Genomic DNA, 14,386 nt, shown 5'->3' on the forward strand with positions numbered 1-14,386 from the left:
GCTAGGCGACAAGACGATATTACTTAATATCGACCTTCGCGCCAGCTTCTTCAAGCTGCTTCTTGATCTTGGCGGCGTCGTCCTTCGTGGCGCCTTCCTTGACCGGCTTCGGAGCGCCCTCGACCAGGTCCTTGGCTTCCTTCAGGCCCAGGCCGGTGATCGCACGGACTTCCTTAATCACGTTGATCTTCTTGTCGCCGGCGTCGGCGAGGATCACCGTGAACTCGGTCTGCTCTTCGACCGGGGCAGCGGCGGCGGCCGGGCCGGCGGCGGCGGCAACGGCCACCGGAGCGGCGGCGGACACGCCCCACTTCTCTTCGAGGAGCTTCGAGAGCTCGGCGGCCTCGATGACGGTCAGGGCCGACAGGTCGTCGACGAGCTTCTGCAGATCAGCCATTTTTCTAACTCCAAACGACGTAAACTTCTGGGATTACTGATGAGATGTGACGGTAGCGGCTCAGGCCGCCTCGTCCTTCTTCGCGTAGGCCGCCAGAACGCGGGCGACTTGGCCGCCCGGCGCCTGGAGAACACCGGCGATGCGAGTCGCCGGGGTCTGGATCATGCCCACGAGGCGGGCGCGCAGTTCGTCCAGCGACGGGAGGGTGGCGAGAGCCTTGACCCCTTCCGCGTCGAGGATCTGGTTGCCCAGAGCGGCGCCGATGATCGCCAGCTTGTCGTTGGTCCGGGCGTAGTCGGCCACCACCTTGGCGGCCGCGACGGGGTCCTTCGAGTAAGCGATGGCGGTCGGTCCCTTGAAGAGACCGTCGAGGCCTTCGAACTGCGTGCCCTGAAGGGCGCGGCGGGCGAGCCGGTTCTTCGTCACCTTGAAGCCGGCGCCAGCGGCCCGAACCTTGTTCCGCAGGTCGGTGACTTCCGCCACCGTGAGGCCGAGATGGTGGGTGACCACCACCAGGCCGGTGTCCTGCAGCTTCGTGTTCAGGTCCGCGATCGTCGCTTCTTTTTGTGTACGGTCCACGGATCGCCTCCATGCACGAGAGGTGCACCATGGGACCCTTCCCCGGATCGGGTTCGGGTCCCGGTTAACCTGTCCCAGAAGTTCAAGCCGTTCCTGTCGCGGCGTGCCGCGGGGTTAACGGTTTCAACTCCTGTCTGCGCCGGCTTTGATTTTTAAGTCCCCTCCCCTTTCTCAAGGGTCGGGAACGCCAGCGGTCTCGGACAGGGGCGGGCGGGTCCGGTTGCCCGGCTTGTCCGCCCTGATCTCCGCCCGGACCCGAGGGTCCCGGCGGGAGAAACTTGTGAACTCAGGCCGGGGCGGCCAGAGTCGCGACGTCGAGCTTGACGCCCGGACCCATCGTGGAGCTCAGCGACACCTTCTCGATGTAGGTGCCCTTGGCGCCGGTCGGCTTGGCGCGGGAGATCGCGTCGATGAAGGCGCGGATGTTCTCGGCGAGGGCATCCTCGGAGAAGCTGGCCTTGCCGATGCCGGCATGCACGATGCCGGTCTTCTCGGCGCGGAACTCGACCGAGCCGGCCTTGGCGGCCTGCACGGCGCCGGCCACGTCGGGGGTCACGGTGCCGAGCTTCGGGTTCGGCATCAGGCCGCGCGGGCCGAGCACCTTGCCGAGACGGCCCACGACGCCCATCATGTCCGGGGTCGCGATGCAGCGGTCGAAGTTGATGTTGCCGGCGAGGATCTGCTCGGCGAGGTCGTCCGCACCGACGATGTCGGCGCCGGCGGCGGTGGCCTGGTCGGCCTTGTCGCCACGGGCGAAGACGGCGACGCGAACGGTCTTGCCGGTGCCGTTCGGCAGGTTCACGACGCCGCGGACCATCTGGTCGGCGTGGCGCGGATCGATGCCGAGGTTCATGGCGATCTCGACGGTCTCGTCGAACTTGGCCTTCGCACCGTTCTTGATCAGCGTGACGGCGTCCGTCAGGCTGTAGAGCGCGTCGCGGTTAACGCCCGCGTAGGCGGCCTTCAGCCGCTTGCCCAGCTTGGCCATGGTCAGCCCTCCACCACTTCGAGGCCCATCGAGCGGGCCGAGCCGGCGATCATCATCGCGGCGTGATCGACATCATGCGCGTTCAGATCGGCCATCTTCTTCTGGGCGATCTCGCGGACCTGCGTCTGCGTCACCTGGCCGACGAAACCGCCCTTGCCGGGGGTCTGCGAGCCCTTGTCCAGACCGGCGGCCTTCTTCAGGAAGTAGCTGGCCGGCGGGGTCTTGGTGACGAAGGTGAAGGTACGGTCGCCGAAGGCCGTGATCACGACCGGAATCGGCATGCCGACCTCGAGGTCCTGCGTGCGGGCGTTGAACGCCTTGCAGAACTCCATGATGTTCAGGCCGCGCTGACCGAGAGCCGGACCGATGGGGGGCGACGGGTTGGCCTTGCCGGCCGGAACCTGCAGCTTGATGTAACCGACGATCTTTTTCGCCATGGGAGAACCTCCGAATATGACGCGGCGGCGGGGCCGCCTTGCGTCATGGGGTTTTGCGGTGCGGCTATGGCGGGCCTACCGCAAGTGGTGCGGAGCGGCCGATGCACGCATCGGCCGCTCACGGTAGAGGCTGGACCTCAGACCTTTTCGACCTGGGTGTATTCCAGCTCGACCGGCGTGGAGCGGCCGAAGATCGAGACCGCCACCTTGAGGCGGGCCTTCTCCTCGTCGACTTCCTCGACGGTGCCGTTGAACGAGGTGAAGGGGCCGTCGCTGACGCGGACCTGCTCTCCGACCTCGAAGACGATGGAGGGCTTCGGCCGCTCCACGCCTTCCTGAACCTGATGGATGATCCGCTCGGCCTCGCGCTGGCTGATCGGCTGCGGCTTTCCGCCGCCGCCCAGGAAGCCGGTCACCTTCGGCGTGTTCTTCACCAAATGCCAGCTCTCGTCCGTGAGATCCATCTTGATCAGGACGTAGCCCGGGAAGAACTTCCGCTCGGAGTTGACCTTCGAGCCCCGGCGCACCTCGACCACTTCCTCGGTCGGCACCAGGATTTCCTCGAACTTCTCTTCCAGCCCCTTCTGCGCCGCTTTCTCGCGGATCGACTGGGAAACCTTCTTTTCGAATCCCGAATAGACGTGAACGACGTACCAGCGCGCGGCCATGCTCTATTACCCCCCCAGCCCGAGAACCAGCCGGACGGCGAGCGCCAGCACCTGATCGACGACCAGGAAGAACAGCGCTGCAACGACCACCATGACGAAGACCATGGCCGTGGTGACGGCGGTCTCCTTGCGGGTCGGCCAGGTCACCTTGCCAACCTCGCGGCGGACTTCGCGCGCGAATTCTGCGGGATTCACTTTTGCCATCTTGCGAACCGTACGAGTTCCGGAGCGACCTTCGGGCGCCGCTTCATGCCCTTTGTCAAATTGACCGTCAACCTGGCCGGCTGGCAGGAGTGGAGGGGCTCGAACCCCCAACCCCCGGTTTTGGAGACCGGTGCTCTACCAGTTGAGCTACACTCCTAGGGCCGCCAAGCCGAGATGCCGGTTCAGGATCGCTCCCGGCCCGGCATCGGGCACCTCACGCGCTTGCCGTTCCGGCAAAACAACCGCCGCCGGCCTTCACGACCGGCGGCGGTGCGAGGCTTATATCATCAAGCGATGATGGACGCAACCACGCCGGCGCCGACGGTGCGGCCACCTTCGCGGATCGCGAAGCGCAGGCCCTCGTCCATGGCGATCGGAGCGATCAGCGTGACTTCCATGGCGATGTTGTCGCCCGGCATCACCATCTCCGTGCCTTCCGGCAGCGCCACCATGCCCGTCACGTCGGTCGTGCGGAAGTAGAACTGCGGACGGTAGTTCGTGAAGAACGGCGTGTGGCGGCCACCCTCTTCCTTCGTGAGGATGTAGGCCTCGGCCTTGAACTTCGTGTGCGGGGTGATCGAGCCCGGCTTGGCCAGGACCTGGCCGCGCTCGACGTCCTCGCGCTTCGTGCCGCGCAGCAGCGCGCCGATGTTGTCGCCGGCCTCACCGGAGTCCAGCAGCTTGCGGAACATCTCGACGCCGGTCACGGTCGTCTTCACCGTCGCCTTCAGGCCGACGATCTCGACTTCCTCGCCCACCTTCACGATGCCACGCTCGACGCGGCCGGTCACCACGGTGCCGCGGCCCGAGATCGAGAACACGTCCTCGATCGGCATCAGGAACGGACGGTCCTTCGGACGTTCCGGCTGCGGGATGTAGGCGTCGACCTGGTTCATCAGCTCGAGCACCGCGTCACGGCCGATCTCCGGCGAACGGTCTTCCAGCGCGCACAGCGCCGAGCCCTTCACGATCGGAATGTCGTCGCCCGGGAACTGGTAGCTCGACAGAAGCTCGCGCACTTCCAGCTCGACCAGCTCCAGCAGCTCGGCGTCGTCGACCATGTCGACCTTGTTCATGAACACGACCAGCGCCGGAACGCCGACCTGGCGGGCCAGCAGGATGTGCTCGCGGGTCTGCGGCATCGGGCCGTCGGCGGCCGACACCACCAGGATCGCGCCGTCCATCTGCGCCGCACCCGTGATCATGTTCTTCACGTAGTCGGCGTGGCCCGGGCAGTCCACGTGCGCGTAGTGACGGTTGTCCGTCTCGTACTCGACGTGCGCCGTCGAGATCGTGATGCCGCGCGCCTTCTCTTCCGGCGCCTTGTCGATCTGGTCGTAGGCGGTGAAGGTCGCGCCACCCTTCTCGGCCAGAACCTTCGTGATCGCCGCGGTCAGCGACGTCTTGCCGTGGTCGACGTGGCCGATCGTGCCGATGTTGCAGTGCGGCTTGTTCCGCTCAAATTTCGCCTTCGCCATCGCTTTGGTCTTTCGTTCCCGACGTTCCGGACGCACATGAAGGCCCGGCCGCGATCTTGGCTTCCCTGGGCGCGCGGTATGGAGCGGGTGAGGGGAATCGAACCCCCGTCGTAAGCTTGGAAGGCTTCTGCTCTACCATTGAGCTACACCCGCAAAGCCCCGCCGGCGCCATCGTCCGGGAAACTGCGATCACGGACAAGCCGTGGAATGCAGTGGTGGAAGGGGCTGGATTCGAACCAGCGTACGCTAACGCGGGCAGATTTACAGTCTGCTGCCTTTAACCACTCGGCCACCCTTCCTCAGGTCCGCTCCGGGCCGTAGCCCGTCGCGGAGTTCGGCACTATGAGAATTTTTCGGGCCTTGTCAACGACGATGATGACAGCCCATACGGTTTTTTGTGAATAAGCCTGTGCGACCCCGTTCTTCCCTAATTTGGCCGGAGCCCATGACCCGTTCGAACAAGCCATCCGCCCCCTCCCCCCGCAACGCCGGCCCCTCGGATCCGCGCGCCGAGGGACGGCGTTCCGGCGGCGAACGCCCCCGCGCGCCGCGCAGCCAGGGCGTGCTGCTCTACGGTCTTCATCCGGTCGCCGCGGCCTGGGTGAACCCGGAGCGCCGGTTTCACCGGCTGCTGGTGACGGAGGCCGGGCGCGCCGCGATGGAACCGGCGATGGCCGAGGCGCGCGCCAAGGGGCTGAACCGCCCCTCGCCTAGCCCCATGGACCGGCAGGAGCTGGACCGTATGCTGCCGGCGGGGTCCGTTCACCAGGGGATCGTCGCGGACGTGTCGCCGCTGATGGAGCTGGGTGTCGAGGACATCTGCACGGAAGCGGCGGATGATCCCAAGGCGGTCGTGGTCGTCCTCGACCAGGTGACCGACCCGCACAATGTCGGCGCGATCCTCCGCTCGGCCGCGGCCTTCGGCGCCAAGGCCGTCATCGTGACGGAACGCAACGCGCCGGAGACCACCGGCGTGCTGGCGAAGAGCGCGTCGGGTGCCCTGGAGGTGGTGCCGCTGGTGCGGGTGACCAACCTCGCCCGCGCGCTGGGCGAGCTGCAGCAGGCCGGCTTCTGGAGCGTCGGGCTGGACGAATCGGGCGCCCGCACGCTGGCGGCCCTCGACCTGTCGGGCCGCACCGCCCTTGTGCTGGGTGCTGAGGGCAGCGGCCTGCGCCGCCTCACCATGGAGCGCTGCGACGAAATCACGCGCCTGCCCACCCAGGGGCCCATCGGCAGCCTGAACGTCTCCAACGCCGCCGCCGTCGCGCTCTACGAGGTCGCCCGGCTCCGGTGACCCCGGCGGCCCGGCCGGTGGGCGTCGTCCGCATAGGGGGTGGGTTGCGCCGGGCGGGACAAGACACTCTTGTCCCGCCGCGCGCACGACGCTAATGTGCGGCCAGCCCGAGGGCGGCGTGCCGGTTTAGCTCAGCTGGTAGAGCAGCGGTTTTGTAAACCGAAGGTCGCGGGTTCGATCCCTGCAACCGGCACCATCCTTGGACTTGGCTAGCACCGAAGTTCATGTTTATGTTTTAGGAACATCGGTCTCTTTGCCATTACCTTTTTATTGCCAATACCTTTTAGTTAATCGTTATCGGCTCATAAAGCTGTAACAGATTAGCTTCAAATACGCGTATAAGCGGTTGAAGAACCCTTTTGTACTTTTACGGCACAGCCAGTCGTTTGGCATCTGCAGTAAGATGGTGTAGGCCAGCCCTAAAATTTGCAACTCTGTGAAAAGAAAAATAGCATGCACGTCAGTCCCGACAACGATAACGCTCCTGAAACGTCAGAGACGATGGATGTACCCACCGCCCCTGCTCAGCCGACGGTTACAAATACTCTTTCCTTTTATATTGATGATTTTCCTAGAACGCTCTTTCCCCTTAATACTAATAGGTTCATTATTGAGAATGGCGAAAAGGAAATTCAGGATTTTATAAAAAAGTGTCTGGATGAGGCTGAAGTGGCATTCTCGTTTTTGCCACAACGTCGCGTTTACGCGGCCAAACCCGGCCAACACCTAAGGAGAACAGCGAAATTCGATCCAGTAGCCGAATATTATGTTTATGATTTGATATACAGAAATCGTTCTCTTTTTCGAAAGCCTCACTCGAAGGGAAGGACACATTACGGGTACCGCTTTGAACATGGCAGCCCCATTACTCCTACGTCTGCGTTCAAAGCCTTCAAAAGTGCTATTGCAGAGTATAGCAAGACCTACTCTCACTCTATGAGCTTCGACGTCGCATCCTATTTTAACGGCATTTATCATCACGATATGGTAAGTTGGTTTGCGGAGTTAAACGCACCTGCTGATGATGTTGAAGGACTCGGGCAATTTCTTCGTCAGATAAATTCAGGCCGCTCTCTTGACTGCCTGCCACAGGGGCTCTTTCCGACCAAAATGATGGGAAATGACTTTCTTCGTTTTATCGACAATTACCACGAACTTCGCTCCGAACAGTTAGTCCGTTTTATGGATGACATATATTTATTTTCTAATGAAGAGGCCGCTATCGAGGATGACTTCCAAGTTATCCAGAGGCTTCTAGGCGAGAAGGGGCTCTCAATCAATCCGCAGAAAACAACAAGAAATACTCTCCGTCCGATTGAAATGGAAAGTAGCATCGACTCAGTTAAGAAGAAGCTTCTCGATCGACGCCGCCTCATGATTGCGGAAGGATATGATGATGCTGGAAAGGAGATAATGAAAGAAACAGTAATAAAATTTGCACTTTCTGCAGAAGAACTGGATTATATCGATAATATACTTAAGGAGCCTGAGATCGAGGAAGAGGACGTAGAATTGATACTCACAACCATGAGAGACCATGTGGATATGGTGGAAAACAAACTTCCATACATAATCACGAAGTACCCCCACCTATCTAAAAGCATATACAGTTTCTGCGCAAATATTAGTGATAAAGAACAACTTTCTGAAATGGTATTACATGCAGCCAAAAGCCGCGACCGGATGATGGAGTTTCAGCTTTTCTGGTTCTGCGTGATGCTCGAGGAATACCTTATGAACACGTCCAACACGTCGGCACTCATATCGGTGCTTTTCAATCATCGCTCCGCAACCCCTATAACAAAGGCAAAAATACTAGAAATACGTGATAACCGTTTTGGACTCCCTGACCTTAGAAACGATTTCCTCAAAAGTGGTCAGTCGGATTGGCTTGCTTGGTCTTCAGCTGTGGGATCCGTTGCGCTCAAGCCAGCCTCTCGAAATCATGTTATCAAATATTTTGGGAATAACTCACAAATGAACCATCTCCTTGCAACTATAGTTTTGAAAATGTAGTCTATGGCTTTACTCCATATTTTAAGAACACGCTTCGAGTATATCAATACTGCTGAAGGCTGTATTTTTTCATGCATATTTTTTATGATTTAGAACCAGTCGCGGGTGCTTGAAAGATACATTCCATTCAAAGGCGTCCACTGTGCGGTAAAGTGCTCAGGCGAATAACAAAAAATCTGTTGGTAACTACACGACAACGGGTAAGAATTCGGCGGACTTCCGGCATGGCCTCACCAGCGATTTAACTGCGACTCATTCGATTGGTGGCGAATGAATGGGTTGGACCAACCCATGCTGGGCCTTCTATTTACGAATCCTTTGGAGCACTTGGACCGGGATCGGCACACGAAGAGCGGAGAGGAGTCCGTCCATCACACGATCTTTGCCCTAGGTACGGGTGTGTGCGCCTCCAATTCTCTGCCTTTATTCACCTGAGAGTTCGTGCGGATAGCCGACGAAGAAAGGGGCAGGATCTGCCGACTTCATCAGATCGCCGCAGTCTGCCCACTTCCGCCTGCAAACCGGATCGAAGCGTTTCGCCCGCGCGTACCAATACGGCGGGCCACATAAATGTGCGGTGCGCTTCAAATTTTTACGTGCAGCACCTTAAATCAATTTTTCGTTTGCTGCTCCGCCGCCGGTTCCTCCGAGCAGCAGACCCAGACCGTGCAGCCGTTGAGCGACAGCAGGAGCAGAAGTGCCAGACCGATTCGCATGCGATGACCCGTTCCCTGTGAGCCTTCCCTAACAGCGCGCGCGTTCGTCCATCCCGGCGTTTCCGACGTCCAGCCGCGGCACCGACGCGAGCAGGCAGCGCGTGTAGGCGTGTTCCGGAGCGGTGAAGAGGCGTTCGGGCGGCCCCTCCTCCACGATCTCGCCGGCGGACATGACCGCGACCCGGTCGGCGACCGCCTCCACCACGGCGAGGTCGTGGCTGATGAAGAGGTAGGTCAGCCCGTGCCGCTCCTTGAGGTCTGCGAGCAGCCGCAGCACCTGGGCCTGCACCGAGACGTCCAGCGCGGAGACGGGCTCGTCCAGCACGATGATCCTGGCGCCCGCGGCGAGCGCCCGCGCGATGGCGATGCGCTGCGCCTGCCCGCCGGAGAATTCATGCGGGTAGCGGTCGAGGAAGGCGGGGTCGAGCCCCACCGACTCCATCAGCTCCGTCAGGCGCGGCCCGATGGCGTTCTCCTCCAGCCCGGCCAGGAAGCGGAGCGGTGCCGCGAGGATTCGGCGGATCGTCTTGCGGGGATTGAGCGAGGACAGCGGGTCCTGGAAGACATACTGCACCGTCCTGCCGAGCGCCCGCGGTCCGCCGGCCGTCAGCTCGGCGATGGGACGTCCCTCCAGCCGCACGGTGCCCGATGTCGGACGGACCTGCCCCATGAGGCAACGGGCCAGCGTCGTCTTGCCGCTTCCCGATTCGCCGACAATGCCCAGCGTCTCGCCTGCGCTTACCGTCAGCGACGCGCCTTTCAGCGCCGGCACGGCGGGGCGCGAGCGGCCGAACAGGGATCCGTGCGCCGGGTAGCTCTTGACCAGATCGCGCACCTCCACGGCCGGCGGAGCGGCGGTGCGCGTCCCCTCCCCCGGCGCGTTCCGCCCACCCCTGCGTGCGCGTCCCAGGACCGGCACGGCCGCGATCAGACGGCGCGTGTATTCGTGCCGGGGGTCGGACAAGAGATCCCGCGCGCTTCCCTCCTCCACGATTTCGCCCCGGTGCATCACGGCCACCCGGTCGCAGATGCGGGCGATCACACCGAAATCATGGCTGATGAACAGCACGGCGAGGCCGCGGCTCCGGCGCAGCCCGTCGAGGAGGTCGAGGATCTCCGCCTGCACCGTGACGTCCAGCGCGGTGGTCGGCTCGTCGGCGACGATCAGTTCCGGATCGTTGGCGAGCGCCATGGCTATGGAGACGCGCTGGCGCTGCCCGCCGGAGATCTCGTGCGGGTGGGCGCCGGCGATCGTCTCCGGGTCAGGCAGCTTCACCGCCGCGAAGAGAGTCACCGCCTCCCGCCAGGCTTGCGCGCGGGAGACGGGCCGGTGGGCGCGGATCGCCTCCGCCACCTGGTCGCCGATCCGCATCAGCGGGTGCAGCGTCGTCAGCGGATCCTGGAAGACATAGGCGATGCGTCCGCCGCGCAACCGCCTCAGCGCGCCGGGCGGCAGGGCCAGCAGGTCCTCCCCGCCAAAGCGGACCGTCCCGCCGCGGATCACGCCGGGCGGCGAGGCGACGAGCCGCGCGATGGAAAGCGCGGTGACCGACTTGCCGGAGCCGGATTCGCCGATGATGCCCAGGCACTCGCCGGGCGCCACGTAAAGGCTCACGCCCTTCACCGCGTCCACTTTCACCGCATCCATTCTGCCCTCGCCCGTCTCGAAAGCCGTGCGCAGGCCCGAGACCGCCAGCGCCGCCCCCGGAGCCGTCTCCTCTCCCCCGGCCCCGTCCACGCGCTCCACACGGGTGGCGGCGCTCGGCCGGGCCGGTAGGCCGGTCCGCAGCCGCGGGTCGATGGCATCGCGCAGCCCGTCGCCGACCAGGTTCATGCTCATCACGATCAGGAAGATGAGCGCTCCCGGCACGGCGGCGACGTGCGGCGCGTTGATCAGCGCCTTGCGCCCCTCCCCCAGCATCGAGCCGAGATCGGCCTGCGGCGGCTGCGATCCCAGCCCGAGAAAGGAGAGGCCCGCCGTCTCCAGGATCATCCAGCCGACCGTGGTCGAGGCGGTGATGACGATCACCGGCATGACGTTCGGCAGCAGCTCGGACAAAAGGATGCGGGTCTCCCCCATGCCGGAGAGCCGCGCCGCCTCCACGAACTCCCGGTGGCGCAGGCCGGCGGCGGCGCCGCGCACGTTCCGGGCGAAGAAGGGTATGTTGACGGCGACCACCGCGTAGAGCGCGTTGAGCAGCCCCGGCCCGAGCGCCGCGACGATGGCGAGCGCCAGCAGCAGGTAGGGAAAGGCCATCAGCGTGTCGATGCCGCGCATCAGCAGCGTGTCCGTGCGCCCGCCCGCATAGCCGGCGACCAGCCCGATGGCCGAGCCGGTCACGGCGGCGAGCAGCGAGGCGGAGACACCGACCGCGAGGCTCAGCCGCGTCCCCCAGACCAGCCGGGAGAGCATGTCCCGCCCCAGGCTGTCGGTGCCGAGCCACGCCCCCTCGCTCAACGGCGGCAACAGGCGCCGCGCCGGCGCCGTGGCGTCCGGGTCGGCGAGCGGCAGGAGCGGGGCCGCCACCGCCACCAGGACGATCAGCGTCAGCAGGACCAGCCCCACCGCCGCCAGCCGGTTGCGCAGCAGCCGGCGCAGGAGAGACCAGCCCCCGGTCATGGCGCGATCCTCGGGTCGAGCAGCCGTTGCAGCAGGTCGGCCAGCAGGTTGAACAGCACGTAGCTGGCCGCGACCACCAGCACGCCGCCCTGCACCAGCAGCACGTCGCGCTTGGCGATGGCGTCCACCAGCATCCGGCCGATACCGGGCCATTGGAAGACCGTCTCGATGTAGACGGCCCCGCCGAGCACGAAGCCCGCCTGGATGCCGATCACCGGGATCACCGTCACCATGGCGGCCTTCAGCGCGTGACGGAACACCACGCGGCGTTCGGTCAGCCCCTTGGCGCGGGCGGTGCGGACGAAATCCTGCCGCAGCACCTCCAGCATCGCCGAACGCGTCAGCCGGGCGATCACCCCCGCCGCGACGACGGCGAGCGTGGTGGCCGGCAGCACCAGATGCAGCAGGAGGTCGGGAAGGTCGCCGCCGCCATAGATCGCGTACATGCCGCTCACCGGCAGCAGGCGCCAGCGCACGGCGAAGAGCAGGATCAGCACTAGCCCCAGCCAGAAGGACGGCATGGAGATGCCGACAAGCACGGCCAGCGTCACCAGCTTGTCGGCCAGCCCGAACTGGCGCACGGCCGAGACGATGCCGGCCAGCAGCCCGAGGACCGAGGCCAGCGCCAGCGCCGCCCCCGCCAGAACCAGCGTGGCGGAGAAGCGCTCCATCACCTCGTCCAGCACCGGCCGGTTGAGGCTGTGCGAACGGCCGAGGTCGCCCGTCAGCACGTTGCCGAGCCAGGTCGCGTACTGCACCGGCAGGCTGCGGTCGAGCCCCAGCTCCTCGTTGATGCGGGCGACGTTCTCCGGCGTCGCGTAGGCGCCGAGGATGGCGAGCGCCGGGTCGCCGGGGATCAGCGCCATGATCAGGAAGACGATCAGGCTCAGCCCGAACAGCACCGGCACCAGCGCCAGCAGCCGGCCGAGGAGATAGGAGGCCACCGCGCTTCCCCTATTCCTTCGACACGCCGGCCAGCAGCAGGAAGAAGGAGGGCTGGAGTGCGAAGCCCTTCACCGCCTCCGTCGTCACGGCGTTCTGCTTCCAGTGCGCGACGAAGGCCCAGGGGGCGTCCTCGACGATGATCCGCTGCGCCTGCCGGTAAAGCTCGGCCCGCCGGCCCTGGTCGCCGGAGCGCCGCGCCTCCTCCAGGATGCGGTCGAGTTCGGGGTTGGAGTAATAGCCCGAGTTGAAGCCTCCCTTGTCGGGCAGTGCGTCGGTCCGCAGCGTCAGGTAGGGCAAGGTGTCCGGATCATTGGTCATCCAGGCCATCTCGGCCATGTCCGCCTTGCCCTCCAGCCCCGGATTCACGTTGGCGAGGAAGGTGTTCCACTCGTAGGTCTCGATCCGCGCGTTCAGCCCGACCTCGGCGAGGTCCGCCTGGATCGCCGTCCCCATGGCGACGGGGTCGAGCATGCCGGACCCGCCCTCGGCCACGTAGAAGGTGAGGCTCGCCCCTTCGGCACCGGCCTCGCGGATCAGCGCCCTTGCCTTCTCCGGGTCATGCGGATAGCCCGCGAGCGAAGGGTCGTGCGCCCATTCGAAGGCCGGGGCGATTGGCCCCTTGGCCGGGATCGCCGTCCCCTGCAGGATGTTCTCGGCGATGGCGGCCTTGTCGATGGCGTGGTTCACCGCCTGGCGGACGCGCTTGTCCTTCAGCGGCCCCTGGCGGGTGTTCAGGATCAGGTACCAGAGATGCGGGCCGGCCTGCTGGTGCACCTGGAAACCGCCGCTCTGGAACTGGGCCAGCGCGTCGGGCGGCACCTCCACCATCACGTCGATGCCCCCGGACAGCATCTCGGCGGCGCGGGTGTTCGGGTCGGCGATGGGGCGGAAGATCACCGTCTCCAGCTTCGCGGGCTCGCCCCAATAGTCCGGAAAGCGGTCGAGCGTCACCTGCCGGCCGCCCTGCCATTCGACGAAGCGGAAGGGGCCGGTGCCGACCGGGTTGCGGCCGAACTCCTTGCCCCGCGCCGTGACGGCGGCCGGCGAGACGATCAGCCCCGTGGGATAGGCCAGGTTCGACAGGAAGGGCGCGAAGGGCTCCTTCAGGACGAAGCGCACCCGGCGTGGGTCCGGCGCCTCCACCCGCTCGACCGCGGAAAAGAAGAAGGACAGCGGGAACGGCCCGGTTCCGGCGGCGGGATGGCTCTTGTCCAGCATGCGGTCGAAGTTGAACTTCACCGCCTGCGAGTCGAAGGGCGTGCCGTCGTGGAACTTGACGCCCTGCCGCAGCGTGAAGTCGTAGGTCCGCCCGTCCTCCGAGACGGTCCAACTCTCGGCCAGGGCCGGTTCGACCTCCAGCGTGCCCGGCCGGTAGCGGACCAGCCCCTCATAGAGGTTGATCAGGATCCGGAAGTCGTTGGTGGCGGTGCTGACCGCCGGGTCCAGGGAGGCCGGCTCGGCGATCTGCCCGACGACCAGCACCTCGTCCGGCACCTGCGCCAGGGCGCGTGGCGCGCCGGGCAGCAACGGCAGCAGCGCGAGGAAGAGGCCGGCGAGCGCGGAACGAAGGGCGGTCATGGGGTGTCATGCCTCCGGGGACGGTGGGATGCGGGCGGCCACCAGGTCACGGGCGGACACCGTCATCACGCCCAGAACCCGCGAAGCGGCGCTTTTGTCACGCCCAGGCTGGCGCCGCGCGCCGAATCCGCCGCCGCTCCGCGCCCGGCAAATGGAATTGGTGAATTTTCCATTTCCCGCCGGCTGTATGCCGCGCGGGAAACGCTTCCAAGCGAATTTCCAGTTAAATTTCCAACTGTTGCGGATTTCTACAGTTGGCCCGTTGGTCCGTTTCTGTGACAATCGCGGCCGGCGGACCGGCGCTTCCGGCCGGCCCCGCCCCGGTGTTTTCCCAGGTTGGTAGGACCATGCATGGCCATCTCGCGTCTTAAGGACAAGCCGAGCGCAATCGGCGTGAAGAGCCCGCAGAACCTCGCGGGCGGCCTTGTGCTGATCGGCATCGCGCTGCTGGTGTTCTGGCAGACCC

12 protein-coding genes and 4 tRNA genes are annotated in these 14,386 nt (G+C 64.5%); 3 read left to right on the top strand and 13 right to left on the bottom strand.

Going from position 1 to position 14,386, the window contains the following annotated elements; all coding sequences use genetic code 11:
• Positions 1-19: 19 nt before the first annotated feature.
• From rplL to JUB11_RS07940, 10 genes are all read right to left on the bottom strand, one after another.
• A complete protein-coding gene (gene rplL / locus JUB11_RS07895; RefSeq protein ID WP_207457971.1) occupies positions 20-397 on the bottom strand; it encodes a 50S ribosomal protein L7/L12 in 378 nt (125 codons plus the stop codon).
• Positions 398-457: 60 nt separating this feature from the next.
• Entirely contained in the window at positions 458-976 is a 519-nt protein-coding gene (gene rplJ, locus JUB11_RS07900) for a 50S ribosomal protein L10 (protein WP_207457972.1), read from the bottom strand.
• 286 nt (positions 977-1,262) lie between these two features.
• The gene (rplA, locus tag JUB11_RS07905) at positions 1,263-1,964 is read right to left on the bottom strand and encodes a 50S ribosomal protein L1 (RefSeq protein ID WP_207457973.1); all 702 of its coding nucleotides are present in this window, start codon (positions 1,962-1,964) and stop codon (positions 1,263-1,265) included.
• A 2-nt stretch (positions 1,965-1,966) separates the two neighbouring features.
• The gene (gene rplK, locus JUB11_RS07910; protein WP_207457974.1) at positions 1,967-2,401 is read right to left on the bottom strand and encodes a 50S ribosomal protein L11; all 435 of its coding nucleotides are present in this window, start codon (positions 2,399-2,401) and stop codon (positions 1,967-1,969) included.
• 137 nt (positions 2,402-2,538) lie between these two features.
• Complete coding sequence (nusG, locus tag JUB11_RS07915; RefSeq protein ID WP_207457975.1) at positions 2,539-3,069, bottom strand: transcription termination/antitermination protein NusG; 531 nt, start codon at positions 3,067-3,069, stop codon at positions 2,539-2,541.
• Positions 3,070-3,075: 6 nt separating this feature from the next.
• Entirely contained in the window at positions 3,076-3,273 is a 198-nt protein-coding gene (secE, locus tag JUB11_RS07920) for a preprotein translocase subunit SecE (RefSeq protein ID WP_207457976.1), read from the bottom strand.
• 81 nt (positions 3,274-3,354) lie between these two features.
• Positions 3,355-3,430: transfer RNA gene (locus JUB11_RS07925), tRNA-Trp, on the bottom strand.
• 130 nt (positions 3,431-3,560) lie between these two features.
• On the bottom strand, positions 3,561-4,751 hold the full coding sequence (gene tuf, locus JUB11_RS07930) for an elongation factor Tu (protein WP_207457965.1): 1,191 nt from the start codon (positions 4,749-4,751) through the stop codon (positions 3,561-3,563).
• 79 nt (positions 4,752-4,830) lie between these two features.
• Positions 4,831-4,904 (bottom strand) — tRNA-Gly (locus JUB11_RS07935).
• A gap of 60 nt (positions 4,905-4,964) precedes the next feature.
• Positions 4,965-5,050 (bottom strand) — tRNA-Tyr (locus tag JUB11_RS07940).
• 146 nt (positions 5,051-5,196) lie between these two features.
• Here JUB11_RS07940 and rlmB point away from each other — a divergent pair.
• From rlmB to drt5, 3 genes are all read left to right on the top strand, one after another.
• Positions 5,197-6,045 (top strand): 23S rRNA (guanosine(2251)-2'-O)-methyltransferase RlmB, encoded by an 849-nt coding sequence (rlmB, locus tag JUB11_RS07945; protein WP_207457977.1) that lies wholly within the window; start codon positions 5,197-5,199, stop codon positions 6,043-6,045.
• Between the two features lie 120 nt (positions 6,046-6,165).
• Positions 6,166-6,241 (top strand) — tRNA-Thr (locus JUB11_RS07950).
• Positions 6,242-6,498: 257 nt separating this feature from the next.
• Positions 6,499-8,061: an antiviral reverse transcriptase Drt5 gene (gene drt5 / locus JUB11_RS07955; RefSeq protein ID WP_207457978.1), complete on the top strand. Its 1,563-nt coding sequence runs from the start codon at positions 6,499-6,501 to the stop codon at positions 8,059-8,061.
• A gap of 744 nt (positions 8,062-8,805) precedes the next feature.
• Here the strand turns inward: drt5 and JUB11_RS07960 are convergent.
• Genes JUB11_RS07960 through JUB11_RS07970 form a run of 3 tightly spaced genes read right to left on the bottom strand, consistent with a single transcriptional unit; the run spans position 8,806 to position 13,920 of the window.
• Positions 8,806-11,397, bottom strand: coding sequence for a dipeptide ABC transporter ATP-binding protein (locus tag JUB11_RS07960; RefSeq protein ID WP_207457979.1), 2,592 nt, complete (start codon positions 11,395-11,397; stop codon positions 8,806-8,808).
• Complete coding sequence (locus JUB11_RS07965) at positions 11,394-12,341, bottom strand: ABC transporter permease (RefSeq protein WP_207457980.1); 948 nt, start codon at positions 12,339-12,341, stop codon at positions 11,394-11,396. Before JUB11_RS07965 ends, JUB11_RS07960 begins: the two co-directional genes overlap by 4 nt.
• Positions 12,342-12,351: 10 nt before the next feature.
• Positions 12,352-13,920, bottom strand: a complete 1,569-nt coding sequence (locus JUB11_RS07970) for an ABC transporter substrate-binding protein (RefSeq protein WP_207457981.1) — start codon at positions 13,918-13,920, stop codon at positions 12,352-12,354.
• Positions 13,921-14,386: the final 466 nt, after the last annotated feature.

The sequence above is a fragment of the Azospirillum sp. SYSU D00513 genome (assembly GCF_017356015.1).
Classification (GTDB): Bacteria; Pseudomonadota; Alphaproteobacteria; order Azospirillales; family Azospirillaceae; genus Azospirillum.